The organism is Rosenbergiella nectarea, assembly GCF_900111105.1.
Lineage (GTDB): Bacteria > Pseudomonadota > Gammaproteobacteria > Enterobacterales > Enterobacteriaceae > Rosenbergiella > Rosenbergiella nectarea.
Genome location: NZ_FOGC01000001.1, coordinates 400,519 through 425,886 on the forward strand (window position 1 = coordinate 400,519; position 25,368 = coordinate 425,886).

Consider the following 25,368-nt stretch of genomic DNA (forward strand, 5'->3'; position numbering starts at 1 on the left):
GAAAGTGGAGCAGGGCGGAGGGATAATCCTACCTAACAAGAAGGATATTCTCTTCGCTTTCGCGAAGAGAATGGCAAGGTTACGAGCGCTTAGTTCTTCCCCAAACACTGCGGTATACGCGGAATTTACCTGTTTGCGCCAGAATTTCGTAATGCCCAAAAGTCTCTTCCAAGACTTGCGGGTAAGGTAAAAAGGCATTGGCGACAATGCGTAGCTCGCCACCACTATTCAAATGGTTTGCCGCGCCACGAATTAGCGCCTGGGCCGCGTCTAGACTGGTTTGCAGCCCCTCATGGAACGGTGGGTTAGAGAGGATCATATCGAACCGACCTTGAACCTCAGAAAAGACATTACTGGCGAATACTTCACCTTCAATATCATTGATAGCCAATGTCGCTTGGCTAGCCGCAACGGCTGCAGCATTAACGTCGGTTAACCATAAACGCACTTTAGGTGAGTGCTGCTTCAAACTTGCTGCCAGCACACCTGCACCACAGCCTAGATCCAGCACTTTACCTTTAGTATGAGGTGTTAATGTTGAGAGTAACAATGCACTACCGTTATCCAATCCATCACGGCTAAAGACCCCTGGAAGGGTTTTAATCGTGAGCTTTTCGAGCTGGTACGCATCATAGTAGCTCTCGATATTGAAGGTGGCTTGCTGGTCAAGGCGTCCATGGTATAAGCCACAACGTCGAGCGCTATCAATTTTCTCAAGAGAACTAAACTGCTCGATAACATTTTCCGCGCTACGAACACCGCTGCGGTTTTCACCTACCACAAAAAGATCACTGCCAACGGGTAACAGGGCGAGCAGGTTGGCAAGCTGGAAGGCTGCTTCTGGCTTATTTTTAGGCCAGTAATAAACGAGGGTATCGCAGCCTGCTAAGTGTTCAGCGGTCGCATAAAGTCCAAATTGCGCGCGTTCACCTAATTGCTGGCTTAACGCTTGCCAGTGGTGGAATTGCTGTGTAAAAACACGGGTAGAGGCCGTGGTTAATTGTGCTGGCAACATATCCTGCAGGTCACCCGCAAAAATAATATGGCGATGTTCGAACTCTTCCTCGTGGCGCAACAGTACTTCGCTGGCCGGCATATAAGCAGACATGGTAACTCCTCTTTCATAAGTGGGTCGATTATAGAGGTTTATTGGCGTGGGTTCGATGGTTTTGCTAGCATAGCAGCGTAAGCATTTGTTGAGTGGATAAAAATGACAGAGAGACGAGACGGGTTATTAGCGCAAATGGGGATCGACCAGTACCGTTTACGGCGGCCCGAAGTCTTACACGGCGAAGTCGCGCTTGCTATCAAATCGACGACCAAATTGGTCATTGTCGGTTTACAGCGTGATGAGATCCACCATCCTTTTATTAATGATGTGCTGCGTAGTGTCGCGATTGAAACGGCTTATGTGCTCTATCTCGCGGTGGAGCAACTTCCTTTACTCCCTCAGTCGTTATCGTGTTTACTTTGGTTTGTGGGCCACGAGCCGCAACATCGTTATGCCGCGCAGCAACTCCACTCTCCGTCTTTTACTACCTTAGTCAATACGGCTGAGGCCAAACGTACTCTATGGCAGCAATTTTGTGACTATGACGATAATCTCTGAGCTTCTTCCCGAGGATTGGCAGGCTGCTTTCGCAATTGAAACCCAATGCCACTCACATCCTTGGAGTGCGGCGACCTTCCAAGCAAACCAAGGTGAACGGTTTCTAAATTTACGCGCTAATGATGAGGGCGAATTGGCCGGTTTCGCCATTTGCCAAGTCGTACTCGACGAGGCCTCATTATTCAATATTGCTGTTTCTCCCGACTTCCAACGTCGCGGTATCGCGCGCCAGCTGATCACCGCATTAAGCGAGCGGTTGGTGGAGCGCGAGGTCATGATGCTATGGCTTGAAGTTCGCGCCTCAAACCACCCGGCTATTCGACTCTATGAGTCACTCGACTTTAATGAAGTGTCACGACGTCCTAATTATTATCCGAGCGCAACCGGGCGTGAGGACGCGCTGATCATGGCGTTAACCCTGTAATCCAATTTCTGAGGCACTATGCTGATAAAACAATTCGACTGCATCCTTTTCGATGCTGATGAGACACTGTTTGAATTTGATGCCTACAAAGGGCTAAACAAGATGTTTGCGCAGCACGGTGTCACGTTCAGCCCTGAAGACTACCAACACTATCAGGCACTGAATAAGCCGTTATGGACCGCCTACCAACAACACGAAATTGATGCGGAACAACTTAAGACTCGCCGCTTCGATTCTTGGGCGAAGGAGCTAAACATTCCTGCGAGTACGCTTAATCAACAATTTTTAGCCTCAATGGCTGAAATTTGTCAGCCGCTTCCCGGCGCTAAGGCGCTGTTAGAGGCGATTGCCCCGCATGTTCGTATTGGTATTATTACTAATGGTTTCAAAGACTTACTGCATGCACGTTTAGCCAGCACAGGCTTGGGAGACTATTTTCAGGTTCTAACTATCTCAGAGCAGTTCGGTCTCGCTAAACCCGCACCGGAAATTTTCCAGCATACCTTGGAACAGCTGGAAGGGTGCCAGGCTGTGCGCACGCTCATGGTCGGTGACACGCCGGAGTCGGATATCGCGGGGGGGATCAATGCGGGGATGAAAACCTGCTGGTTAGATCATGGGGATAAAACTCTCCCCGAAACCATCAAGCCCGACTGGCAAGTCCCCACCCTTAGCGCGTTACAAGCATTATTAGTCTAGTGCATCGGCTACTGGCTGTTTTTCTCTTCATCACGTTTTGGAGTGATAGGGCGATGTGCGGTCAGCAAATAGGGTGACTGTTGCCAGTGCGTCCGTTGGTCTCGTAGCAGCGTTCTTGCCAAAATAATCCCAATGGCGAGTGACAGCAATAGCATCAAGCGAAGCAAGTTGGTGGTGTTATCCACATGGCGAGCTTCGCTGGCTAAAGTATGAGTATCTAACGTCAGCCTTAAGTAGCCTTGCGGCCCGTTGCGAGTTTGCAGCGGTACCACAATTTGGCGAGTGGAATAGCTGCCTGAGCGATCGCCGGTTAAGCCTAACCGATCACGAACACTCATCGATTGACCGCTATGCGCGAGCCGAGACCCATCAACGTCATAAAGTGACACATCGATCACCCGCGGTTGTTGCGCTAAATGGTCGAGTATTCCTGTGATGACCGGCAGGTCAATCTCACTTTGAGTGAAATACGGCAGTAAACTGTATGCTACCTGATTCGCTAAGCCCTGAGAGAGCTCCGCGGCTTGTGATGTTTCGACTTTCTGACGACTTGAACTGAACCATGATGCACCCTGCATTAATAGCACCATTAAGGCCAAACAGGCTAAAACAATCACCGTTCTGTGAAGTTGAATTTTGATTTTTGGCCTCTGCATGTGAATAGCGTCTCATTTTTTTTGATAAATCATCGGTTCAGATGAGGGTTTATGTTGCCATGGCTGGGCCGATCGGGGTAGCCTTTTGCCGGGTTTTAATGTTTGTTCAGGAGCACCAATGCCAAACCGATTAAGTTGGTCTGATTTACCTACGGATGTTACAGCATGGCCAGGATTGCCGCTTTCGTTAAATGGGGATGAAGTTATGCCCCTCGATTACCGTGCAGGCCGTAGTGGCTGGTTGCTCTTTGGTCGCTCTCTGGATAAACAGTATTTGACCGATTTCCAGCAACAGTTAGACGGCGCTTTGGTATTAGTCAGTGCTTGGCGCGTTGGCGAGTACACGGTATTAAGGCTGGCGGGTTCACTCACCCCCGAAGCCGGCAAGCTAGCCTATCAGTTTGAGCTTGATGTGGCGGCCTTAGGCCAGCTTCCAGAATTACAACAGCCTGGTTTGCTGGTGATGGATATGGATTCTACGGCAATTGAGATTGAGTGTATCGATGAAATTGCGGTGTTGGCCGGTTGTGGTGAGCAAGTCGCACAGGTTACGGAAAAAGCGATGCGCGGTGAGCTTGATTTCCAACAAAGCTTACGGGAGCGCGTGGCACAGTTAGCTGGCGCGGAAGAAGCGATTCTACAACAGGTTTTGGACCGTTTACCCCTGATGCCCGGCCTAGAATTAATGGTAGATACTTTACAGTCGCGTGGATGGCAGGTTGCTATTGCTTCCGGTGGCTTTACTTTCTTTGCCGATTACTTAAAACAAAAATTAAAACTGAGTGCCGTCGCGGCAAATCAGCTTGAGATTGTTAACGGCAAACTTACCGGTCAGGTCGTGGGCGATATTGTTGATGCGAAATACAAAGCGACCTTCCTCGAAAAGTTAGCCGCTCGCTATGAGCTACCCCGGTCGCAAACGGTCGCGATTGGCGATGGGGCCAACGACTTGGTGATGATCCAAGCGGCGGGATTAGGCATCGCCTACCATGCTAAGCCGAAAGTGAACGAAAAAAGTGAAGTGGCGATTCGTTTTGCTGATCTGACGGGAGTATTGTGTATTCTCACCGGCAGCCTGAACCATGAGTCGCGTTAATTAAGGAGTCATTTTGGCTAAAGCAGCAAAACGTGCCTTTGTCTGTAACGAGTGTGGCGCAGATTATCCTCGTTGGCAGGGGCAGTGTAGTGCCTGCCATGCGTGGAACACGATTACCGAAGTGCGGTTAGCCGCGTCACCCACCGTCGCGAGAAACGAGCGCCTATCGGGTTATGCGGGCAGTACGGGCGGCAGTAAGGTCCAAAAGCTATCTGAGATAAGCCTCGAAGCGTTACCCCGTTTCTCTACTGGCTTTAAAGAGTTTGACCGTGTACTGGGCGGTGGCGTCGTACCCGGTAGCGCCATTCTGATTGGCGGGAGCCCAGGCGCCGGTAAATCGACACTATTACTCCAGACGCTGTGTAAAGTGTCCGAGCAGATGAAAACGCTCTATGTGACAGGTGAAGAGTCATTACAACAGGTTGCGATGCGGGCGCACCGCCTAGGTCTACCGACAACCCATCTGAATATGCTGTCAGAAACCAGTATCGAAGAGATCTGCCAAATTGCCGAGATAGAAACGCCGCAATTAATGGTGATCGACTCCATCCAAGTCATGCATATGGCGGATGTCCAATCTTCGCCGGGAAGTGTTGCCCAAGTTCGCGAAACGGCGGCCTACTTAACGCGTTTTGCGAAAACCCGTAATGTTGCGATAGTGATGGTCGGCCACGTAACCAAAGACGGTTCCTTGGCAGGTCCAAAAGTATTGGAACACTGTATCGACTGCTCTGTCTTACTGGATGGTGATACGGACTCTCGTTTTCGAACCTTGCGCAGCCATAAAAACCGCTTTGGTGCGGTGAATGAACTGGGCGTGTTCGCGATGACCGAGCAAGGAATGCGCGAAGTGAGTAATCCCTCGGCTATTTTCCTGTCACGGGGAGATGAGGTGACACCTGGCAGCTCTGTCATGGTGGTATGGGAAGGTACACGTCCTCTGCTGGTGGAAATTCAAGCCTTAGTCGACCATTCCTTAATGGGCAATCCTCGTCGTGTGGCGGTAGGCCTCGAGCAGAACCGGCTAGCGATCCTGCTAGCAGTACTCCATCGCCATGGTGGCTTGCAGATGGCGGATCAAGACGTATTTGTGAACGTGGTGGGCGGAGTCAAAGTCACGGAGACCAGTGCCGATTTAGCATTACTGTTAGCCATGGTGTCTAGCTTACGCGATCGGGCGTTACCGCAAGACTTAGTGATCTTTGGCGAAGTGGGACTGGCGGGAGAGATACGTCCTGTGCCCAGTGGCCAAGAGCGTATCTCCGAGGCGAGCAAACATGGCTTTACGCGGGCTATCGTGCCTGCGGCGAATGCACCGAAGAATCCACCCAGCGGTATGAAGGTTTATCCAGTCAAAAAATTAGCGGATGCGTTAGCGGTATTTGATGAATTAACCTAACGTTTAACGAAGTCAGGGTAGCAAGCTCTTAGGAACTGGCGTGATGCAAAATTATGATTATTTAAAACTCGCGATACAGCAACAAGGCGTCACGCTGCAGCAGATTGCTGAAGCTTGTGAGATGACTAAGGGCTACCTCAGTCAATTATTGAATCAGAAAATAAAAAATCCGAGTGCCTCGAAACTGGAGGCGCTGCATCATTTTCTGGCGCTAGACTACCCCTATCGGCAAAAAGTGGTTGGGGTGATTTTCGGTAAGTTCTACCCCTTACACACAGGCCATATCTACCTCATTCAACGAGCATGTAGCCAGGTCGATGAACTGCATATCATCATGGGCCATGACGAGCCGCGTGATCGGCAGCTGTTCGAAGAGAGCGCGATGTCGGAACAACCGACTACGGCTGATCGACTACGATGGTTACTACAAACCTTCAAGTATCAGAAAAATATTCGGATTCATTCTTTTAATGAAGAAGGTGTCGAGCCCTATCCCCATGGGTGGGATATCTGGAGCCAAGAGATTAGCGCCTTTATGGCGGAAAAGCAGATCAATGCCCAGCGGGTCTACACCAGTGAGCAAGACGATGCCGAGATGTTTGAACGGTATCTCAATATTGAAACTATTGTGGTCGATGCCCAGCGGTCGTTTATGAATATTAGTGGCCATCAGATCCGACAAGATCCGTTCCGTTACTGGGACTATATTCCGACCGAAGTTAAGCCGTTCTTCGTGCGTAAGGTCGCACTACTCGGTGGAGAGTCGAGCGGTAAGTCGACTCTGGTCAACAAGCTCGCCAATATTTTTAATACCACCAGTGCCTGGGAATATGGACGTGATTATGTCTTCTCACAATTAGGTGGAGATGAGATGGCGTTACAATATTCCGATTACGATAAGATTGCCCTCGGGCAGGCACAATATATTGATTTTGCGGTAAAATATGCCAACAAGGTTGCGTTTATCGATACCGATTTCGTGACAACCCAAGCTTTTTGCTTAAAGTATGAAGGTAAAGCTCATCCCTTTGTGCAGGCACTTATTGCAGAGTATCGTTTCGATCTCGTGATCCTGTTAGAAAATAATGTGCCGTGGGTTGCTGATGGGCTACGTAGCCTAGGCAGTTCTGTTGATCGTAAAGAGTTTCAGTTATTGCTTATCGAGCTGTTAGAGCAAAATGGTATCCCCTTTGTACAGGTGAAAGAAGACGATTATGACAGTCGCTTTTTGCGCTGTATCGAGCTAGTCGAGCAGGTATTACTTAAATCCGCGTCGCCATCTAATGACGACAGGTTCAAGCTGATATAACAGAGGTAAAGCTCGTTCATCCTACGTTTAGATAGAATTTAACCCCTTGGGGCTAAAGTCGAATTTTGATTTCATGGAGGGAATCTGATGGATTATCAACGAATTATTTTGGTGATACTCACGACAGTCTTACTCAGCGGGTGCTCGGCTAAGATCACACCGCTGTCGGAAGATACTTACTTAGTTAAGTGCGAGCAAATGTTAGGTGAAATGAAGGACTGTGTGGCACTAGCAAAAAAACAGTGTCCAATGGGGTATGATGTGCTCAGTGCTAAGGATGAAACGTCATTGATGACGGGTTTGGATAAAAATAAAGTTGTTCCCTATGTCGGGGGGGTAAAGCGTTCAATGTTGATAAAATGCCAGCATTGAAATGTAAAGAGAGCCGGCTAGCGGCTCTCTTTACATGAAAATTATTTGCTCATTTTCTTATATTTCATACGCTTTGGCTCAAGCGCTTCATGACCTAATGTCCGTTTACGATAGTCTTCGTATTCGCTAAAGTTTCCTTCGAAGAACGTCACATTCCCTTCATCTTGATAATCAAGAATATGAGTCGCAATTCTATCTAAGAACCAACGGTCGTGCGAGATCACCATGGCACAGCCAGGAAACTCTAATAGTGCATTTTCTAAGGCGCGCAGCGTCTCAATATCCAAGTCATTGGTCGGTTCGTCGAGGAGCAATAAGTTACCGCCAACTTGCAATAATTTCGCTAAATGTAAACGACCACGCTCGCCTCCAGAAAGCTCTCCCACACGTTTGCCTTGATCGGTCCCTTTAAAGTTAAAACGTCCGACATAAGCACGGCTTGGCATCTCGAAATTACCAATACGCATAATATCTTGACCGCCAGACACTTCTTCCCACACGGTTTTACTATTATCCATCGCGTCACGGAACTGATCGACCGAAGCCAATTTTACCGTTTCACCTAACGTAATTTCACCTGAATCGGGTTGTTCTTGGCCTGAGAGCATACGGAATAGCGTTGATTTACCTGCACCGTTGGCACCGATAATCCCGACAATGGCCCCTTTCGGAATCGAGAAAGAGAGATTATCGATTAGCACGCGATCGCCATAAGACTTGGTGAGGTTGTTCACCTCCACCACTTTATCGCCTAAACGTGCTCCAGGTGGAATGAAGAGTTCGCTGGTTTCATTACGTTTTTGATACTCGACGCTATTCAGCTCATCAAAACGGGCAAGACGTGCTTTGCCTTTTGATTGACGGCCTTTAGTCCCTTGGCGTACCCATTCCAGCTCTTTTTCGATCGATTTACGGCGTGCCGCTTCAGCAGAAGCTTCCTGCGCTAAGCGTTGATCTTTCTGCTCTAACCAAGAGGAGTAGTTACCTTCCCATGGGATACCTTCGCCACGGTCTAGTTCTAAGATCCAGCCTGCGACATTATCGAGGAAGTAACGGTCGTGGGTAATTGCCACTACGGTACCTTCAAAGTCGTGCAGGAAGCGTTCTAGCCAAGCAACGGATTCTGCATCAAGGTGGTTCGTTGGCTCGTCGAGCAGCAACATATCAGGCTTTTCAAGTAGCAGGCGACACAGTGCGACCCGACGACGTTCCCCCCCAGAAAGATTGGCAACTTTAGCGTCCCATTCTGGTAAACGTAATGCATCGGCTGCACGTTCGAGTTGCGTATTGAGGTTGTGGCCATCATGCGCGTGAATAATCTCTTCCAAGCGGCCTTGCTCTGCAGCCAGCTTATCGAAATCGGCTTCAGGCTCGGCGTAAAGGGCATACACTTCATCCAGACGTTTTAGCGCACCGACAACTTCAGAGAGTGCTTCTTCGATTGACTCGCGTACGGTATGCTCAGGATTCAGTTGAGGTTCTTGCGGTAGATAACCGATTTTAATGCCCGGTTGTGGTCTTGCTTCACCTTCAATATCTTTATCGATACCGGCCATAATGCGTAATAGCGTAGATTTACCTGCGCCGTTAAGACCGAGAACGCCAATTTTTGCCCCTGGGAAGAAGCTAAGAGAAATATTTTTTAAAATATGTCGTTTGGGAGGAACAACTTTCCCCACACGGTGCATACTGTATACGAATTGCGCCACGAGATAAGCCTCTTAGTGATCGTTAAACCTATTATTTGCTGAGAAGTGTATCTGTTTTCACGCCATATTCACAGTAACAGCTCAGAGGAAAGGTCTATAATCGGAAGGGCTAACAGGAAAGCTAAACGAAGTATCGGAAACATGTTAGCGTAATGAACTCTTCACACTCGCGTCGATAAGGGGTAACACGTGGCAGATTGGAAGCATTGGGTAGCAGGAGTATGTCTTACCACCGTGAGTTGCGCGGCGTTTGCCGACTCACTACAAGAGCAGCGCCAGCGCTACAACCAAATACGTCAAGCTTGGGATGCTAAGCAAATGGATGTGGTGGCACAATTGATGCCAACGCTACAAGATTATCCATTATACCCCTATCTTGAATATCGCCAACTTTCCCAAGATCTCAGCCAAGATACGGCGCTGGGCATTAATAATTTTGTGAACCGTTATCCTACGCTACCGGCGGCTAAAAGTCTGAAAAATCAATTTGTCAGTGAGCTTGCTCGGCGTGATGATTGGCAAGGTTTACTCAGTTTTAGTCCGCAAGAGCCGCCGACCGCACAAGCCAAATGTAATTGGTACTATGCAAATTATGCCACGGGCCATCAGCGTCTTGCTTGGCAAGGGGCTAAATCCATCTGGATGACGGGCCGCTCATTGCCCGCGGGATGTGATCGACTCTTCACCGCATGGCAGAGTAGCGGCGATTTTAGTGCCGACCAGATTCTTACTCGTCTGTTGCTATCCTTTAAAGCAGGCAATGATCGCCTCACGAACCAGCTTATTGCTCAATTACCTTCTGACTACGATACGCTGAGTACCGCGTTGAAAGCGTTACAGAGTTCTTCGCAGGGAGTACTCACCTTTGCTCAAAGTGTATCGCCGACTGAGTTTAGCCGCAAAATTACTATCCTTGCCTTCAACCGTTTAGCCCGTGATAACACTGACCAAGCCCAGTCGATGATCCCGCAGTTGGTATCGGCACAAAAGATGGACGAATCAGACATCCAGGCGTTAAAAGAGGCAGTCGCTTGGCAATTAATGTCGACCGATACGACGTCAACGCAGCAAAGCTGGCGTGATGAAGTGGTGATGGGCAGTGAATCGGAAACGTTACTTGAAAGACGTATTCGCCTCGCCCTGAGCCAAAGCGACCGTAATGGCTTGAATACGTGGATTGCCCGCTTACCGGTTGAAGCGAAACAGAAAGATGAATGGCAATATTGGCAGGCAGACTTACTACTTGAAAGAGGTCGGAAGTCGGAAGCGGATGAGATATTACATCAGCTTATGCGCCAACGCGGTTTTTATGCCATGGTCGCGGCACAGCGCCTAGGGGAAGACTATTCATTGCAAGTGGATAAATCCCCTGAGGCAGATAGCTCGGTGACTAAGGGGCCTGAAATAGCAAGGATCCGCGAGCTGATGTATTGGAATCTCGATAATTTAGCGCGTAGCGAGTGGGCGAGTTTAATTCGTAGCAAAAGTGTGGGCCAACAGCAGATGCTGGCAAGTTATGCTAATTCTCAAGATTGGTGGGATCTCAGCGTACAGGCGACTATCACCGCGAAAATGTGGAACAGTCTGAAAGAGCGCTTCCCGATTGCTTGGCAAACGTATTTCAAGCGGTATGCTTCAGGTAAAGCGATACCAATCACCTTCGCGATGGCCATTTCCCGGCAAGAGAGTGCGTGGAATCCTAAAATTCAGTCGCCAGTGGGGGCCACAGGCTTAATGCAGATTATGCCGGGCACGGCTACCCATACCGTTAAGATGTATGAGATCTCGGACTATAGTCACAGCAGTCAGCTGCTTGATCCCGAGATGAATATTCAGATTGGTATGCAATATTTGGATTATGTTTTCCGCCAATTTGATAATAACCGGATCTTGGCAGCCGGTGCCTATAATGCTGGCCCAGGAAGGATTAATCGTTGGTTATCCGCCAGTCAGGGGCGATTGGATCCCGTCGCCTTTATTGAAACAATCCCTTTCTCTGAAACCAGAAATTACGTTAAAAACGTCCTCTCTTATGACGCATATTATCGTTATTTAATGGGATCGCCCGATAAAATCTTCGCAGACAGTGAGTGGAATCGACGTTACTGAGTGTGCTATGCTTCCGTACTCGTTAATGAGTACGGAAGCCATGCTGATGACTATTCACCAAGAGACCCCGCTTGCAGAGCTAGACTGGACTCGATTTATCGAGTTATTGGCAAAAGCCTTCACGTCAGGGCAGGGCGAAGCGTTACTGATTCTGATGCTCACCTCAGATGAGCGTCAAGCTTATGCAACGCGTCTCTGTATTATTGAAGAGCTACTTCGAAGTGAGTTGAGCCAACGACAGCTTAAAGAGCAGTTAGGCGTAGGGATTGCGACCATCACCCGAGGGTCGAACGGATTAAAGTCAGCTTCCCCCGAACTGCGTCACTGGCTTACTGAGCAGCTTCTGAATAAAAAGGATGGATCAGAGGACTCAGTGCCAAAATAATCGCTTGTTGATAGACTGACGAGCGCGTTAACAGACCTGAAGTGATTGCCCCAATCGCTCCTCCTTTATGTTTGATATTATCGATACCGGTCAGCGTCGACATGAGTGGGCCAAGTTCGGCGCCTTCCTGTAACGCAGTAACAAGGGAGTTGGGTAACATAAAGCTTGCGGAACGAGATTCGCTGCGTTGCGTGTTGCTTTCAGCAATGATCCAAGCAAAAGCCTGATTTTTATCGATACCCGCTTCAATGGCTACCCATAACATTGCGTTAGGATGTGCTGTCTTAGCTGCGGATAAACGATTGTCAGCCCCTTGCCAAGTCTCTGAATCGGTAAGAGGTTGCGCGGAAACACCGCTCTCTACGTCGACGCCTTCAACTTCAATATGTTTATCGTGGAAGACGGCTTTACACGCCTCAGTAACGGCTAAAATCTTAGCTGGGTTGCGGGTTGCCACAACAACATGATACATAATGGTAGCTCAAAGGTAATAGAATTGTTTTTGATCATATAATGGAAAGGGTTATGCAACAAGTTTTGCTAGTTCGTCATGGAGAAACGTTGTGGAATACGGAACAACGCATCCAAGGACAAAGTGACAGCGCGCTCACTGAGCAGGGGATACAACAAGCGAGACAAACGGGATTACGGCTACAACATGCAGGCATAACCCATATCATCGCGAGCGATTTAGGGCGTACACAACACACTGCCACCATCATCGCTGAGTATTGCGGTTGTCCAGTATTGACTGATTCGCGGTTACGCGAAATCAATATGGGGACGCTAGAGGGAAGAGTGCTGACTAGCTTAAATCAGGGCGAAGAACAGTGGCGTCACTCGTTACTTAATGGCGATCCTGCCGGGCGGATTCCGCAGGGCGAGAGTATGGAAGAGCTTGCGCAACGTATGCGTGACGCACTTGAAGCGACACGTTCGCTGCCAGCAGGCAGTAAGCCGCTCTTAATTAGCCATGGTATTGCGTTAGGGTGCTTGCTCGGTACACTGTTGGGGTTACCGGCATGGGCCGAAAGACGTCTACGATTGCGTAACTGTTCGGTGTCTCGGGTTGACTATCAATCAAGCTCTTGGCTTGCCGAAGGGTGGATTGTCGAGAGTACGGGAGACATTGCACATCTTAGCGCCCCAGCATTAGCGATTAGCCCGTAAACCCTCGCCCAATCGGGCGAGGATATAAGTGAGCTAACTAGGGGTTTCTTACGATCTTACATACGATTTCAATGTTTCGATTGTTGCACCACCGGCACTACAGGCAAAGTAAGAACGTGACCACAATACGCCGCTATTACTGGCCTTTTGTAGGTTTGTATTCAGTATGCGAACTCTACGACTACTGATAGATTTCAGGTTATTAACCAGTACGCTTACGGAGAGTTTCGGCGGATAAGCCACCAAAATATGAACGTGGTCTTCCTCTCCGTCCATTTCTAAAATATCAATCTCTAGCTTCTCAGCCGCAGATAAAAGCGCTTCTCTTATCTGTGAGAGCATTTCTCCGTCAAAAACCTTTCGCCTGTATTGTGTGGTGAAGATTAAATGAACAACAAGTTTGCTCACGCTATGACGGCGGCGTAAGTAACCACTGAGTAAATCTTCATGTACACTCACTTGATATACACCTTTTAATGCCATACATTAAAAGGATGATAGCAATGAGCGGTGAGAATGAAAAGAGCAACAAAAGTACGCATTTATCCCGATAGCGATCAAGCGGCATTTTTAAATGCTCAGTTCGGTGCTGTCCGATTTGCATACAATAAAGCTCTGCATATCAGTCGCCATATGTATCAGCGTCATGGGATTTCTTTAAAGCCAACTCGCGATATAAAACCATTACTGGCGGTAGCGAAAAAATCACGGCGTTATCACTGGCTCAAAGAATATGACTCACTGGCAATGCAGCAAGCGGTAATAAATCTGGATAAGGCTTTTGCAAATTTCTTTAACAAGAAACTCAATGCCGGATTTCCTGTTTTTAAAAGTAAGCAGGGTAAACAGTCTAGCTATCACCCGAATGGAAAAGTGTTAACTAACGCTATCCAACTCCCTAAAATTTCACCCATTCGTGCCACTATACATCGAGAAATTATCGGAAAGGTTTCAAGCATAACGGTCACTCGAACCCAGACTGGTAAATATTATGCGTCGATTCTTTCCGATGATGGTCTTGAGGCAGCAACAAAGCCAACGTTTATAACGTCAGTCTCAGGCTATGATATTGGCTTAAAAGAGTATCTTATCAGCAATGACGGTAATAAAACGCCGAACCCTCGATTTCTGGTCAATGCTTATCGCCGCCTACGCCGTGATAGTAAAAATCTTTCTCGCAAAAAACTCGGAAGTAGTAACCGTAAGAAAGCAAGGATCAAACTCGCCGCGCAACATGAGCGCGTTGCTAATGCTCGTGCAGATTTTCAACACAAACTTTCCAGACGTATTATTGACGAAAACCAAGCGGTAATCGTGGAAACGTTAAAGTCTGCAAACATGATGAAGAATCGCCACCTTGCCCGCCATATCGGAGATGCGGCATGGAGCGGATTTGTCTCAAAACTGACTTACAAAGCAGAACAGGCTGGCGTTCATCTGATAAAGATAGATCAGTGGTACGCCAGTTCAAAGACATGCCATTGCTGCGGTCACAAGGTGGCAGAAATGCCATTGAAGTTACGCGAGTGGCAATGCCCTATCTGTCATGCAAACCACGACCGCGATATAAACGCTGCGATCAATATCAGACAGAAGGGCATAACCGATTTAATGGCGGCAGGACTTGTCGTCAAAGCCCACGGAGGCTTGCGTGAATCTGGCTCTGCGCCCGTTGCAGCCGTTGAAGTGGGAAGCATCGCCCTTTAGGACGGTGAGCAGTCACATGAACTTAAAGCTTAGAGCTTCTCCCGGTGATGGCCGGGAGAACATCCATTAGGCGCTTTTTCTAATCGGGATCAGGTAATCACAGCGAATATCAGGAGTGGTTAAGCCCTGTGAGGTGTAAAAGCGTTCAATATCCTGCCCAGAACGACGAGTTAAATTTAAGGTTGGCATACAAGTGCTATAGAGTATTAGGATGAAATCCTGCAGTCCTTCTTTTAGCCCTTCGTAGCTAAACTGTACGTAGTCCCCGCCTTCAAATGTAATCTCCTCGACTGCATCGAGAGTTTTTGCGAAATGTCCATCGGCAATAGCAGTGGTGTAGAGAATTTCTTGTTCATCTTCTTTTTCTGTACTGCTACGCACTTGATGTAGCCCGTAGACCCTTTCAGGAAGAGTGTCTTTGGTGTTACGTAAAAACTGTTGCCAGAAATGTTTACGCATTTCTGCCCGAAAACTTGAGATCTGCTCGAGCGTGCAGGTATAACTTTGCGTATGACCGTACAGGGTCGTTTCCGGTACAGTGACCATCGTAGGTTGCGGCATAGAAAACGCGCCCATACGAATGGGAGGACGCAGTCCGAATGAGGACCAATCTAATGCTCTGCGATAGCTTGCAGGTGTCTGGTTAAATTGCTTTTTAAACGCGCGCGTAAAAGTCTGTTGGGAATCAAAACGATACTGCAGGGCAATATCCAATATGGGTCTACCCGTTAACCTTAATGCCACCGCGGCTTTAGAAAGGCGTCGTGAACGAATATAAGCCCCGATTGCATGACCGGTGATATTTTTGAACATCCGCTGTAAGTGCCATTTTGAATAGCCAGCTTTGTGGGCAACATTATCAAGTGATAGAGGCTGGTCCAAATGACTTTCTAACCACACCAATAAATCTCTGATAATTCCAGCTTGGTCCATAATAAATCCCCTTATCCATTGGCAGGTTAAGCCTTTTAGTCGGACTATTATACGCTAGATTTCAATTTTCTGAATCTATTGCCTCGTATAATTGAACCGATCAATATCAATATTTACATATAAAATTTTTAACTTAAAAAAAATAACTTTAGGGTATTATCACAAAAGGTTACTTAATTTAACGGATCTCGAGGTATTTTAGGTTTATGAAAACTCATCATTCGGCTTCTTTTTTTAAACGTCTTTTCGCCTTCTCTATTTTATTAGCCGCTGCGATACCGCATCTTGCTCAGAGCGAGGAAATCGGCTCGGTAGATACAAAGTTTAAAATAATTGGTGCTAACCATAAAATAGTGATTGAAGCATTCGACGATCCCGAAATCAGTAACGTCACCTGTTACTTAAGCCGAGCTAAAACCGGAGGGATTAAAGGGAGTCTTGGATTAGCGGAGGACACTGCGGATGCCGCTATTTCCTGTCATCAGGTGGGGCCGATGAGGTTCCAGAAAATATCAAAGCCGGTAAAACAGATGGTGATACGGTATTTAAACAAAGAACCTCGTTAATTTTTAAGAAATTACAGGTTAATCGTTTTTACGATAAGAAAAGAAATGCGCTGGTCTACCTCGCTTATTCAGATAAGGTGGTAGAAGGTTCACCTAAAAATGCACTGAGTGCTGTACCGATTATGCCTTGGCACTGATAGAAAAAAGCCCAGAAATTCTGGGCTAGTCTAGTACAGTACAGAGCGTTACTCTTCGATATCGCCGCAGAAACGATATCCTTCACCGTGAATGGTCGCGATAATTTCTGGCGTTCCCGGTGTGGATTCGAAATGTTTACGAATACGACGGATCGTGACATCCACGGTACGGTCGTGAGGCTTGAGATCACGGCCAGTCATTTTCTTAAGTAATTCCGCACGTGGCTGAATTTTTCCTGGATTTTCACAGAAATGCAGCATGGCTCTAAATTCACTGCGTGGCAATTTATATTGCTCGCCCTGAGAGCTAATCAGTGAACGACTATTAATGTCTAACACCCAGCCGTTGAAGCGATAGTTTTCAACGTGCTTTTGTGCTTCTTGGCTTGGCGCAAGGTTCATCGTACGGGACAACAGGTTTCGTGCCCGGATAGTCAGTTCACGAGGGTTGAAAGGTTTAGTGATGTAATCATCAGCACCGATCTCTAGCCCAAGAATTTTATCGACTTCGTTATCGCGTCCGGTCAGGAACATCAGTGCAACGCTTTGTTGTTCACGAAGCTCTCGAGCGAGAAGTAGACCGTTTTTACCTGGTAGATTGATATCCATAATCACCAAGTTAACAGTGTGCTCAGTCAACGCGTGGTGCATTTCAGCGCCATCGGTTGCCTCGTAAACGGTATAACCCTCTGCCTCAAAGATACTCTTGAGGGTATTGCGGGTTACTAACTCATCTTCGACGATAAGAATTTGTGGGATCTGCATGTTTTGCTACCTAAAATTTGCCAACGAAATTGATACAAGGCCACAGCGCTGATGTTGTGTAGAGTAAGTTAAATCAATTAATGCTGGGCGATGACGTACTGGGTTCGATATTTTGATTTTTAGCACGGACGGTTACATTAATAGGGTAATAACTTGGATCTTCAAGTTTTATGCTTAGTTAGCCAATAGGGTATTAACCTATCCTAACGCCTTTAACACTTAGCTAACAGCGTCAATAACATTCAGGAAGCAAATAAATGTGCTTCGTTGACTTATATCAAACCTAAGTGTAGCACGTTAACAGTTGTATGAAAAATGACTATTTCGTTTTCCTTTACTAGTAGAATCAGTCACTTCTGACAAATTTTATTAAAAAAAGCTCACATTTCCTGATGTTGCTCGCATGGTACCGATTCCTGCTGCGTGACGTTATCAAGCTGTCTTTGTGAAAAAAAATTAACATACTTCTGTGGTTTATTCGGAATGTATCGCGACTAGCCAAGGTAAATCCGGCAGTCTATGATAGCGACTCGCTTAGAACCGAAGGTGTATGCATGTTTTTTCCGATTATTTTAGTGGCGCCTGCGCGTGCAGAGAACGTGGGGGCAGCCGCTCGCGCCATGAAAACCATGGGGTTCACGCAATTAAGAATCGTGAATAGCCAAGTTCATCGAGAGCCAGCGGCTCACTGGACGGCACATGGGGCTACCGAGATCTTGGATAACGTTGAAACGTTTACAACGCTGCAAGACGCTTTAGCCGATATTGATTTTTCTATCGCGACAACGGCCCGCAGTCGCGCTAAATTCCGCTATTACGCCACCCCGACAGAGGTATTGGAACAGTTGCGTGAAAAGCGTCAATGGATGAGCCGTTTTGCGCTGGTGTTTGGCTGTGAAGAGAACGGGCTAAGCAATGCCGATCTCGAGTGTGTCGACTTGCTCACCGGTATCCCTATGGCCGTCGATTACCCCTCTCTTAATTTGGGCCAAGCGGTGATGGTGTTTTGTTATCAACTTTCCGCGTTAAATCTGGAGCCTCAGGTTGAAGCGCCGAATGAGTCATCACATCAGCTACTGGCATTGCGTCAGCGAATTTCGCAATTGTTGGAGAGTATTGAGGTGAGCGATGACCAAAAATTGGTGAACTGGATTGAGCAACGCCTAGGCTTTGCACAGTGGAGAGATACCGCGATGTTGCATCGATTAGTTCAAGATATTGAAAAAAAGCTCGCAAAATAAAATTCTGTCCTAGGGCTATATAGCAGGGACAGATCTTGCTATTACAGCATGTTGCCATGCATCAGGTAAATCGTCTGCAGTTTTGAAGGATCTCTGCGTAAACGTGGGGCGTTCTTTCAATAATAAATACGTTGACTTGGCGTGCAGTTTGCTTTACTTCTGTTAGCGACAGATTTTAAGACAGACAGATAAACAGAGAAAAAATGCGTACAACCAGCCTGAATATTACCATTATTACAATTACCACCATTACAACAGGTAATGGTGCGGGCTGACGTATAACAGGAAAGATAGAAAAGCCCGCACCCTATTCAGGTGCGGGCTTTTTTTTTGAACTCTATTCAGGAGCTAGAGCCCCATGCGTGTACTGAAATTTGGTGGAACATCAGTTGCCAATGCTGAACGTTTTCTTCGTGTCGCTGAGATCATTGAGAGTAATGGGCAACAGGAACAGGTTGCGACCGTCTTATCTGCCCCGGCAAAAATTACTAACCACTTAGTTGCCCTGATTGAAAAAACGATTGTTGGTCAAGATACCCGTGAGAACCTAGCGGATGCCCGCCGTATTTTTGACGAATTATTAACTGGACTGGCTGCTGCAGAACCTTCTTTTGATTTAGCGGCCATGCAGTGTGTTGTGCAACAAGAACTCGCGCAACTTGAACAAGTGTTGTTAGGTATCAGTCTATTACAACAGTGCCCAGACAGTATCAATGCTGGGATTATTTGCCGTGGAGAGAAACTCTCGATCGCGATTATGCAGGCTCTTTTAGTCGCACGCGGTCATGAAGTGAGCGTTATTAACCCGGTTGAAAACCTTCTTGCCCAAGGACATTATTTAGAATCTACCGTCGATATCGCTGAATCGACTCGTCGTATTGCCGCACGTGAAATTCCGCAGACTCATTATATTTTGATGGCTGGATTTACCGCAGGAAATGAAGCCGGTGAGCTCGTCGTGCTGGGGCGCAATGGTTCTGATTACTCCGCGGCAGTTCTTGCAGCCTGTTTACGTGCTGATTGTTGTGAGATTTGGACTGATGTGGACGGTGTGTATACCTGTGACCCTCGCCAAGTTCCCGATGCGCGACTATTGAAATCAATGTCTTATCAAGAGGCAATGGAGCTGAGCTACTTCGGTGCGAAAGTCCTCCATCCACGTACTATTTCGCCTATCGCCCAATTCCAAATTCCTTGCGTGATTAAGAACACCGCTAATCCTCACGCGCCTGGTACCCGTATCTCCGCCCAAGGCGGAGAAGATAAAACTCCCGTTAAGGGAATTACTAACCTTAACAACATGGCGATGTTCAGTGTATCGGGTCCAGGTATGAAAGGTATGGTTGGCATGGCGGCACGTGTTTTCGCGGTGATGTCGCGTAAATTTATCTCCGTGGTACTTATCACACAATCCTCTTCCGAATACAGTATCAGTTTTTGCGTGCCCCAAGCAGAAATGCTGCATGCGCGACGTGCGTTGGAAGAAGAGTTTGTGCTGGAGCTCAAAGAAGGGCTACTTGACCCTATCGATGTCACCGAGAAACTAGCCATTATCTCTGTCGTGGGTGATGGTATGCGCACCTTGCGTGGGATTTCGGCAAAATTCTTCTCAGCGCTTGCACGCACCAACATTAACATTGTCGCGATTGCGCAAGGTTCTTCTGAGCGTTCCATCTCGGCAGTCGTGAGTAATGACAGTGCTACTACCGGGGTGCGGGCTGTTCACCAGATGTTATTTGCGACCGACCAAGTGCTCGAAGTTTTCGTGATCGGCGTAGGGGGCGTAGGGACGGCATTACTGGAACAGTTAGAGCGCCAACAAAGCTGGTTGAAGAAGAAGCATATCGATCTTCGGGTCTGCGGTATCGCTAATTCCAGTAAGATGTTGACCAAAGTCAATGGCATTGATTTAACCACTTGGCAAACAGATCTCCCTGAGGCTGAACAGCACTTCTCGTTGGAGTATCTCACCGAATTGGCGAAAGAGTACTACTTACTTAACCCCGTCATTATTGACTGTACGTCAAGTCAGGCGATGGCCGACCTGTATGCGGATTTCTTGAAACAAGGTTTCCACGTGGTAACCCCCAATAAGAAAGCCAATACCTCCAGTTGGCATTACTATCAAGAGTTGCGTGCTGCTGCCGAGAAATCGCGTCGTAAATTTCTTTACGATACCAACGTCGGAGCGGGATTACCGGTTATTGAGAATTTACAAAACCTGTTGAATGCGGGTGACGAACTCGTAGAGTTCAACGGAATTCTGTCGGGGTCGCTCTCCTTTATTTTTGGAAAGCTTGACGAAGGGATGAGTCTTTCGGAAGCGACAGGGTTAGCACGTGAGTTAGGTTATACCGAGCCAGATCCTCGTGATGACCTTTCTGGCATGGATGTGGCGCGTAAGCTGCTTATCTTGGCCCGTGAGGCAGGATTATCCTTAGAGCTATCCGATATCGACATCGAGCCTGTACTCCCGCAGCGTTTACTCGACCTACCTGATGCAGACAGTTTTATGCAGCAGTTACCTGAGTTGGATGAGCACTTCACGACGCTCTTCACCCAAGCCCAGGCTAACGGAAAAGTGTTACGTTTTATCGGATCAATTAACGAATCAGGCAAATGTCGAGTCGCGTTAAGCGAGGTCGATGCCAATGATCCCTTGTATAAAGTGAAAAATGGCGAAAATGCCTTAGCCTTTTACACACGCTACTACCAGCCAATCCCATTAGTCCTCCGTGGATATGGGGCAGGAAACGATGTGACGGCAGCGGGTGTCTTTGCTGATCTATTGAGAACGCTATCATGGAAGTTGGGAGTATGAGCATGGTAAAAATCTATGCACCGGCCTCAATTGGCAACGTGAGTGTAGGCTTTGATGTCCTTGGGGCGGCAGTGTCACCGATTGATGGTTCGTTACTCGGCGATTGCGTCAGCGTCGAACTGGCAGAGGCGTATTCCCTGACTACGTTGGGACGCTTTGTGAATAAGCTTCCTAGCGATCCTGAGCAAAACATCGTTTACCAGTGTTGGAAATTATTCTGCGAAACGGTTGGCAGGACGATTCCGGTGGCGATGACCTTGGAAAAGAACATGCCAGTGGGTTCTGGTCTAGGCTCAAGTGCCTGCTCAGTGGTCGCAGCTCTGGTCGCCATGAATGAATTTGCTGGGAAGCCACTCTCTGAACATCAGTTATTATCATTGATGGGGGAGCTAGAAGGGCGTATCTCGGGTAGCGTGCATTATGACAATGTTGCCCCTTGCTATTTAGGCGGGCTACAACTGATGCTTGAAGAACAGGGGATTATCTCGCAGCCTGTGCCAGCCTTCGACGAGTGGTACTGGGTCATGGCTTATCCTGGTATTAAGGTGTCCACTGCAGAGGCTCGCGCTATTCTTCCATCACATTACACGAAAGCCGATATCGTTCGCCATGGGCGTTTGCTTGGTGGTTTCATTCATGCTTGCCACTCTCGACAAGCGAAGCTGGCCGTTGCCATGATGCAAGATATCGTCGCAGAACCTTACAGAACCCAATTACTGCCAGGTTTTGCACAAGCACGCGAGCGCTCAATAGCGGCCGGGGCATTGGCTTGTGGTATTTCAGGTTCGGGGCCAACACTTTTCGCTATCTGTGATACCTTAACGGCAGCAGAGCAAGTCAAAGAACAACTCGTTAACCATTATCTGCAAAATGATGAAGGTTTTGTCCATATTTGCCGACTGGATACTGCCGGCGCACGTAAACTGGGATAAATGATGAAACTCTACAATCTAAAAGATCACAATGAGCAGGTTAGTTTCACTCAGGCAGTTAAACAGGGATTAGGATCGCAACAGGGGCTCTTTTTTCCTCACGAATTACCTGAAATTGAATCAACCGTTATCGAAGAGTGGTTATCACTCGACTTTGTGACGCGCAGTAGTAAGATTTTATCTGCACTCATCGGAGACGAGATTTCCGAAGAAGAACTGTTGCAACGTGTCGGTGCCGCATTTGCTTTCCCTGCGCCAGTGAAAGCCGTTTCTGAGAACGTTGCCAGCCTAGAGCTGTTCCATGGCCCAACCTTAGCGTTTAAAGACTTTGGTGGCCGCTTTATGGCACAGATTTTGGCATTATCGAAAAAGCCTGAGGAAAAAATCACTATTCTTACCGCGACCTCCGGTGACACCGGTGCGGCAGTGGCTCATGCTTTTTACGGTATGGAAAATATCAATGTCGTGATCCTTTACCCGGAGGGTAAGATCAGCCCTCTGCAAGAGAAGCTCTTCTGTACGCTGGGCGGCAATATCACTACGTTGGCAGTGGCGGACGATTTCGATGCCTGTCAAAGCTTAGTGAAGAAAGCGTTCGACGATGTGGAGTTGAAAAACGCGATTGGTCTTAACTCGGCTAACTCTATCAATATAAGCCGACTGCTTGCACAAGTGTGTTATTACTTTGAAGCAGTCGCTCAGTTGCCCCAAGAGAAACGTAACCAACTCGTCATCTCCGTACCGAGTGGTAACTTCGGTGACTTAACAGCAGGCTTAATCGCCAAAGCGATGGGCTTACCGATCAAACGTTTCATTGCGGCGACGAATGCCAATGATACCGTGCCACGTTTCTTAGCATCGGGGCAGTGGACACCTCATAAAACGGTAGCCACCTTGTCTAACGCGATGGATGTTAGCCAGCCGAATAACTGGCCGCGGGTTGAAGAACTGTTTCGCCGTAAAAATTGGCAGCTCAACTCTCTCGGCTACGGTGCACTGAATGACGAGCAAACGCGTGCAGCAGTGCGTTCACTCGCTAGCCAAGGCTACGTTTCTGAACCTCATGCCGCCATCGCTTGGCAAGTGCTGACCGAACAGCTTCAGGAAGGGGAATACGGCTTATTCCTCGGTACGGCGCATCCTGCGAAATTCAAAGAAAGTGTTGAAGATATTTTGGGCGAAACCTTACCTCTACCGGAGCCTCTAGCAGAGCGTGCGGATTTACCTTTATTATCTAAGACTATCGGGGCTGATTTCCCTGAATTACGTCGTATCTTATTAGAAAGCGTCAGTAAAGTGTAATAGGCTAAGGCGGACGATAGTCCGCCTATTTATTAGATTTCGTGGCGGCAAAAAACCATCTCATTTTCAGTGCTGCGTTGGGCGTCGTAAAAATACCCTTCCCTATTGAATTCAGTTAATTTCTCTGGCTGAGTGATCTTATTGTCGATAATAAATCGACACATCATGCCCCGCGCTTTCTTAGCATAAAAACTAATCACCTTAAATTTTCCGTTCTTCTCATCAAGGAAAACCGGCTTAATCAGCGGCGCGTTTAATTTGGCTGGGTTAACCGATTTGAAATACTCATCGGAAGCTAAGTTGATTACCCACTTTTCATGTTGAGTGTCGATATGTTGATTGAGTTGTTTCGTAATGGTTTCCCCCCAAAATGCGTAAAGATCTTTCCCCGCCTGATTCGCGAGTTTTATCCCCATCTCCAACCGGTAGGGTTGCATCAAATCCAATGGACGCAATACACCATACAGCCCTGACAACATCCTCAAATGTTGCTGAGCAAAGTGAATAGAGTCAGGTGAGAGTTGATCCGCTTGCAGGCCGGTATAGACATCACCTTTGAAGGCAAATAGCGCTTGGCGCGCGTTATCGGGAGAGAAGGGGGTTGACCATTGATTAAAGCGGTCGGCATTCAAGTGTGAAAGCTTATCGCTGATCTTCATCAAGGAGGCTATCTCGGCGGGAGAGAGTTTTTTTGCAATATCGATCAGTTGCCGAGAATGATCGAGTAGCTCGGGCTGGGTATAGTCGGAAACCGGGACCGGTGATTCATAGTCTAGGGTTTTGGCTGGAGAAATAAGCATTAACATGATGAGATCCTCAGTCTGTATCGGTGCCAGTTGGTAATATTCTGCAAGTGTAACAAATAAGTTGCACAAATCGACAAATGGCTCTGATACGAACAGGCTATGGTTAGAGTAATCAGTACTATTTTATCTCAGAAAAGTAGCATTCTTGTTTATTCCTACGGATAACGAGACTTACTTTCTCCCTGCGCTTGCGTGTCTGAGCGCGCGTGATATTATCGAAACAGGCTTTTTACACTTACTGTCAAACAGAAGAGAAGCAAAATATGACCGACAAACTCACATCACTGCGTAAGTTGACAACCGTTGTAGCCGATACTGGCGATATTGAAGCGATGAAGCTTTACAAGCCTCAAGATGCAACGACTAACCCTTCACTGATCCTGAACGCAGCGAAAATTCCTGAGTATCGCCGCCTGATTGACGACGCTATCGAATGGGCTCGTAAACAAAGTAATGACCGCGAAGAGCAAATCGCTCTGACCTCAGACCGTCTGAATGTGAACATTGGTCTTGAGATCCTGAAGTTAGTACCGGGTCGTATCTCAACTGAAGTTGATGCACGTTTATCTTATGATACCGAAGCAAGCTTGGCGAAAGCCCGTAGCCTGATCAAGTTATATAACGACGCAGGCATTAGCAACGATCGCGTGTTGATTAAACTGGCGTCGACATGGCAGGGTATCCGTGCTGCTGAGCAGTTAGAAAAAGAAGGCATCAACTGTAACCTGACTCTGTTATTCTCCTTCGCACAAGCACGTGCCTGTGCTGAAGCGGGTGCCTACCTGATCTCCCCATTCGTTGGCCGTATCATGGACTGGTACAAAGCGAATACGGATAAGAAAGAGTACGCACCGCAAGAAGATCCAGGTGTCGTCTCTGTTACTGAGATCTACAACTATTACAAACAACATGGTTATGAAACCGTTGTAATGGGCGCTAGCTTCCGTAACGCAGGCGAAATCATTGAATTAGCGGGCTGTGATCGCCTAACCATTTCCCCTGCATTGCTTAAAGAGCTGCATGAGTCTGAAGGTGAGTTAGCGCGTAAACTGAGCTACAGCGGCGAAACTAAAGCTCGCCCTGAAAAAATGACTGAAGCTGAGTTCTATTGGGAACACAACCAAGACCCAATGGCTGTAGCAAAACTTGCCGAAGGTATCCGTAACTTTGCGGTTGACCAAGGCAAATTAGAAAAAATGATCGAAGAACTGCTGTAATCTT

General features: G+C 47.5%; 24 protein-coding genes, 1 pseudogene and 1 other annotated feature. Of the genes and pseudogenes, 17 read left to right on the forward strand and 8 right to left on the reverse strand.

Annotation, left to right across the window (positions count from 1 at the left end):
• Positions 1 to 79: 79 nt before the first annotated feature.
• Positions 80 to 1,108 (reverse strand): 16S rRNA (guanine(1207)-N(2))-methyltransferase RsmC, encoded by a 1,029-nt coding sequence (gene rsmC, locus BMX14_RS01915; protein ID WP_092671921.1) that lies wholly within the window; start codon positions 1,106 to 1,108, stop codon positions 80 to 82.
• Between the two features lie 102 nt (positions 1,109 to 1,210).
• Between rsmC and BMX14_RS01920 the strand changes: the two genes are divergently transcribed.
• Genes BMX14_RS01920 through yjjG form a run of 3 tightly spaced genes read left to right on the forward strand, consistent with a single transcriptional unit; the run spans position 1,211 to position 2,732 of the window.
• On the forward strand, positions 1,211 to 1,609 hold the full coding sequence (locus BMX14_RS01920) for a DNA polymerase III subunit psi (protein ID WP_092671923.1): 399 nt from the start codon (positions 1,211 to 1,213) through the stop codon (positions 1,607 to 1,609).
• On the forward strand, positions 1,593 to 2,033 hold the full coding sequence (rimI, locus tag BMX14_RS01925) for a ribosomal protein S18-alanine N-acetyltransferase (RefSeq protein WP_092671926.1): 441 nt from the start codon (positions 1,593 to 1,595) through the stop codon (positions 2,031 to 2,033). Before BMX14_RS01920 ends, rimI begins: the two co-directional genes overlap by 17 nt.
• Before the next feature lie 18 nt (positions 2,034 to 2,051).
• The gene (yjjG, locus tag BMX14_RS01930) at positions 2,052 to 2,732 is read left to right on the forward strand and encodes a pyrimidine 5'-nucleotidase (RefSeq protein WP_092671929.1); all 681 of its coding nucleotides are present in this window, start codon (positions 2,052 to 2,054) and stop codon (positions 2,730 to 2,732) included.
• Positions 2,733 to 2,740: 8 nt separating this feature from the next.
• Here yjjG and BMX14_RS01935 read toward each other — a convergent pair whose 3' ends face one another.
• A complete protein-coding gene (locus tag BMX14_RS01935) occupies positions 2,741 to 3,388 on the reverse strand; it encodes a YtjB family periplasmic protein (protein WP_092671932.1) in 648 nt (215 codons plus the stop codon).
• 118 nt (positions 3,389 to 3,506) lie between these two features.
• Between BMX14_RS01935 and serB the strand changes: the two genes are divergently transcribed.
• From serB to BMX14_RS01955, 4 genes are all read left to right on the forward strand, one after another.
• Positions 3,507 to 4,484: a phosphoserine phosphatase gene (gene serB, locus BMX14_RS01940; RefSeq protein WP_092671935.1), complete on the forward strand. Its 978-nt coding sequence runs from the start codon at positions 3,507 to 3,509 to the stop codon at positions 4,482 to 4,484.
• Between the two features lie 13 nt (positions 4,485 to 4,497).
• Complete coding sequence (gene radA / locus BMX14_RS01945) at positions 4,498 to 5,883, forward strand: DNA repair protein RadA (protein ID WP_092671938.1); 1,386 nt, start codon at positions 4,498 to 4,500, stop codon at positions 5,881 to 5,883.
• Positions 5,884 to 5,926: 43 nt separating this feature from the next.
• Complete coding sequence (nadR, locus tag BMX14_RS01950; protein ID WP_092671940.1) at positions 5,927 to 7,192, forward strand: multifunctional transcriptional regulator/nicotinamide-nucleotide adenylyltransferase/ribosylnicotinamide kinase NadR; 1,266 nt, start codon at positions 5,927 to 5,929, stop codon at positions 7,190 to 7,192.
• An 87-nt stretch (positions 7,193 to 7,279) separates the two neighbouring features.
• Entirely contained in the window at positions 7,280 to 7,564 is a 285-nt protein-coding gene (locus BMX14_RS01955) for a hypothetical protein (RefSeq protein WP_092671943.1), read from the forward strand.
• A 41-nt stretch (positions 7,565 to 7,605) separates the two neighbouring features.
• Here BMX14_RS01955 and ettA read toward each other — a convergent pair whose 3' ends face one another.
• The gene (gene ettA / locus BMX14_RS01960; RefSeq protein WP_092671946.1) at positions 7,606 to 9,273 is read right to left on the reverse strand and encodes an energy-dependent translational throttle protein EttA; all 1,668 of its coding nucleotides are present in this window, start codon (positions 9,271 to 9,273) and stop codon (positions 7,606 to 7,608) included.
• 189 nt (positions 9,274 to 9,462) lie between these two features.
• Here ettA and sltY point away from each other — a divergent pair, with 189 nt between their 5' ends.
• Both sltY and trpR read left to right on the forward strand, forming a co-directional pair.
• Positions 9,463 to 11,382, forward strand: coding sequence for a murein transglycosylase (sltY, locus tag BMX14_RS01965; protein ID WP_092671949.1), 1,920 nt, complete (start codon positions 9,463 to 9,465; stop codon positions 11,380 to 11,382).
• Between the two features lie 40 nt (positions 11,383 to 11,422).
• Positions 11,423 to 11,767: a trp operon repressor gene (gene trpR / locus BMX14_RS01970; protein ID WP_230527240.1), complete on the forward strand. Its 345-nt coding sequence runs from the start codon at positions 11,423 to 11,425 to the stop codon at positions 11,765 to 11,767.
• Here trpR and yjjX read toward each other — a convergent pair.
• Positions 11,712 to 12,239 (reverse strand): inosine/xanthosine triphosphatase, encoded by a 528-nt coding sequence (gene yjjX / locus BMX14_RS01975; protein WP_092671954.1) that lies wholly within the window; start codon positions 12,237 to 12,239, stop codon positions 11,712 to 11,714. The genes trpR and yjjX overlap by 56 nt on opposite strands.
• 53 nt (positions 12,240 to 12,292) lie before the next feature.
• On the opposite strand from yjjX, the gene gpmB reads away from it, so the two are divergent.
• Complete coding sequence (gpmB, locus tag BMX14_RS01980; RefSeq protein WP_092671957.1) at positions 12,293 to 12,937, forward strand: 2,3-diphosphoglycerate-dependent phosphoglycerate mutase GpmB; 645 nt, start codon at positions 12,293 to 12,295, stop codon at positions 12,935 to 12,937.
• Between the two features lie 48 nt (positions 12,938 to 12,985).
• Here the strand turns inward: gpmB and tnpA are convergent, their stop codons facing one another.
• Positions 12,986 to 13,396, reverse strand: a complete 411-nt coding sequence (tnpA, locus tag BMX14_RS01985) for an IS200/IS605 family transposase (protein ID WP_092671960.1) — start codon at positions 13,394 to 13,396, stop codon at positions 12,986 to 12,988.
• A gap of 57 nt (positions 13,397 to 13,453) precedes the next feature.
• Between tnpA and BMX14_RS01990 the strand changes: the two genes are divergently transcribed.
• Positions 13,454 to 14,644 carry an RNA-guided endonuclease TnpB family protein gene (locus tag BMX14_RS01990; RefSeq protein ID WP_092671963.1) on the forward strand — a complete coding sequence of 397 codons (1,191 nt, stop codon included), beginning with the start codon at positions 13,454 to 13,456 and terminating at the stop codon, positions 14,642 to 14,644.
• Between the two features lie 66 nt (positions 14,645 to 14,710).
• Here the strand turns inward: BMX14_RS01990 and robA are convergent, their stop codons facing one another.
• The gene (robA, locus tag BMX14_RS01995; protein ID WP_092671966.1) at positions 14,711 to 15,577 is read right to left on the reverse strand and encodes an MDR efflux pump AcrAB transcriptional activator RobA; all 867 of its coding nucleotides are present in this window, start codon (positions 15,575 to 15,577) and stop codon (positions 14,711 to 14,713) included.
• A 206-nt stretch (positions 15,578 to 15,783) separates the two neighbouring features.
• On the opposite strand from robA, the pseudogene creA reads away from it, so the two are divergent.
• Positions 15,784 to 16,280, forward strand: a pseudogene (creA, locus tag BMX14_RS02000) (protein CreA).
• A 48-nt stretch (positions 16,281 to 16,328) separates the two neighbouring features.
• Here the strand turns inward: creA and arcA are convergent.
• The gene (arcA, locus tag BMX14_RS02005; protein WP_092671969.1) at positions 16,329 to 17,045 is read right to left on the reverse strand and encodes a two-component system response regulator ArcA; all 717 of its coding nucleotides are present in this window, start codon (positions 17,043 to 17,045) and stop codon (positions 16,329 to 16,331) included.
• Positions 17,046 to 17,599: 554 nt separating this feature from the next.
• Between arcA and BMX14_RS02010 the strand changes: the two genes are divergently transcribed.
• The 4 genes from BMX14_RS02010 (at position 17,600) to thrC (ending at position 23,341) form a co-directional block, all read left to right on the forward strand.
• Entirely contained in the window at positions 17,600 to 18,286 is a 687-nt protein-coding gene (locus tag BMX14_RS02010) for a tRNA/rRNA methyltransferase (protein WP_092671972.1), read from the forward strand.
• A 210-nt stretch (positions 18,287 to 18,496) separates the two neighbouring features.
• Positions 18,497 to 18,618, forward strand: a sequence feature (Thr leader region).
• Between the two features lie 26 nt (positions 18,619 to 18,644).
• Positions 18,645 to 21,107, forward strand: a complete 2,463-nt coding sequence (gene thrA, locus BMX14_RS02015; protein ID WP_092671975.1) for a bifunctional aspartate kinase/homoserine dehydrogenase I — start codon at positions 18,645 to 18,647, stop codon at positions 21,105 to 21,107.
• A gap of 2 nt (positions 21,108 to 21,109) precedes the next feature.
• Positions 21,110 to 22,039 carry a homoserine kinase gene (gene thrB / locus BMX14_RS02020; RefSeq protein ID WP_092671978.1) on the forward strand — a complete coding sequence of 310 codons (930 nt, stop codon included), beginning with the start codon at positions 21,110 to 21,112 and terminating at the stop codon, positions 22,037 to 22,039.
• A gap of 3 nt (positions 22,040 to 22,042) precedes the next feature.
• The gene (gene thrC, locus BMX14_RS02025) at positions 22,043 to 23,341 is read left to right on the forward strand and encodes a threonine synthase (RefSeq protein WP_092671981.1); all 1,299 of its coding nucleotides are present in this window, start codon (positions 22,043 to 22,045) and stop codon (positions 23,339 to 23,341) included.
• Positions 23,342 to 23,373: 32 nt separating this feature from the next.
• Here thrC and yaaA read toward each other — a convergent pair whose 3' ends face one another.
• Positions 23,374 to 24,147 (reverse strand): peroxide stress protein YaaA, encoded by a 774-nt coding sequence (yaaA, locus tag BMX14_RS02030; RefSeq protein WP_092671984.1) that lies wholly within the window; start codon positions 24,145 to 24,147, stop codon positions 23,374 to 23,376.
• A gap of 263 nt (positions 24,148 to 24,410) precedes the next feature.
• Here yaaA and tal point away from each other — a divergent pair, with 263 nt between their 5' ends.
• On the forward strand, positions 24,411 to 25,364 hold the full coding sequence (tal, locus tag BMX14_RS02035; protein WP_092671988.1) for a transaldolase: 954 nt from the start codon (positions 24,411 to 24,413) through the stop codon (positions 25,362 to 25,364).
• Positions 25,365 to 25,368 lie beyond the last annotated feature (4 nt).

Excerpts from the sequence above, each read along its gene's own strand:
- rsmC (WP_092671921.1), bottom strand. The coding sequence starts at position 1,108 with ATGTCTGCTTATATGCCGGCCAGCGAAGTACTGTTGCGCCACGAGGAA.
- BMX14_RS01920 (WP_092671923.1), top strand. The coding sequence starts at position 1,211 with ATGACAGAGAGACGAGACGGGTTATTAGCGCAAATGGGGATCGACCAG.
- rimI (WP_092671926.1), top strand. The coding sequence starts at position 1,593 with ATGACGATAATCTCTGAGCTTCTTCCCGAGGATTGGCAGGCTGCTTTC.
- yjjG (WP_092671929.1), top strand. The coding sequence starts at position 2,052 with ATGCTGATAAAACAATTCGACTGCATCCTTTTCGATGCTGATGAGACA.
- BMX14_RS01935 (WP_092671932.1), bottom strand. The coding sequence starts at position 3,388 with ATGCAGAGGCCAAAAATCAAAATTCAACTTCACAGAACGGTGATTGTT.
- serB (WP_092671935.1), top strand. The coding sequence starts at position 3,507 with ATGCCAAACCGATTAAGTTGGTCTGATTTACCTACGGATGTTACAGCA.
- nadR (WP_092671940.1), top strand. The coding sequence starts at position 5,927 with ATGCAAAATTATGATTATTTAAAACTCGCGATACAGCAACAAGGCGTC.
- BMX14_RS01955 (WP_092671943.1), top strand. The coding sequence starts at position 7,280 with ATGGATTATCAACGAATTATTTTGGTGATACTCACGACAGTCTTACTC.
- trpR (WP_230527240.1), top strand. The coding sequence starts at position 11,423 with ATGCTGATGACTATTCACCAAGAGACCCCGCTTGCAGAGCTAGACTGG.
- yjjX (WP_092671954.1), bottom strand. The coding sequence starts at position 12,239 with ATGTATCATGTTGTTGTGGCAACCCGCAACCCAGCTAAGATTTTAGCC.
- gpmB (WP_092671957.1), top strand. The coding sequence starts at position 12,293 with ATGCAACAAGTTTTGCTAGTTCGTCATGGAGAAACGTTGTGGAATACG.
- BMX14_RS01990 (WP_092671963.1), top strand. The coding sequence starts at position 13,454 with ATGAAAAGAGCAACAAAAGTACGCATTTATCCCGATAGCGATCAAGCG.
- robA (WP_092671966.1), bottom strand. The coding sequence starts at position 15,577 with ATGGACCAAGCTGGAATTATCAGAGATTTATTGGTGTGGTTAGAAAGT.
- arcA (WP_092671969.1), bottom strand. The coding sequence starts at position 17,045 with ATGCAGATCCCACAAATTCTTATCGTCGAAGATGAGTTAGTAACCCGC.
- BMX14_RS02010 (WP_092671972.1), top strand. The coding sequence starts at position 17,600 with ATGTTTTTTCCGATTATTTTAGTGGCGCCTGCGCGTGCAGAGAACGTG.
- thrA (WP_092671975.1), top strand. The coding sequence starts at position 18,645 with ATGCGTGTACTGAAATTTGGTGGAACATCAGTTGCCAATGCTGAACGT.
- thrB (WP_092671978.1), top strand. The coding sequence starts at position 21,110 with ATGGTAAAAATCTATGCACCGGCCTCAATTGGCAACGTGAGTGTAGGC.
- thrC (WP_092671981.1), top strand. The coding sequence starts at position 22,043 with ATGAAACTCTACAATCTAAAAGATCACAATGAGCAGGTTAGTTTCACT.
- yaaA (WP_092671984.1), bottom strand. The coding sequence starts at position 24,147 with ATGTTAATGCTTATTTCTCCAGCCAAAACCCTAGACTATGAATCACCG.
- tal (WP_092671988.1), top strand. The coding sequence starts at position 24,411 with ATGACCGACAAACTCACATCACTGCGTAAGTTGACAACCGTTGTAGCC.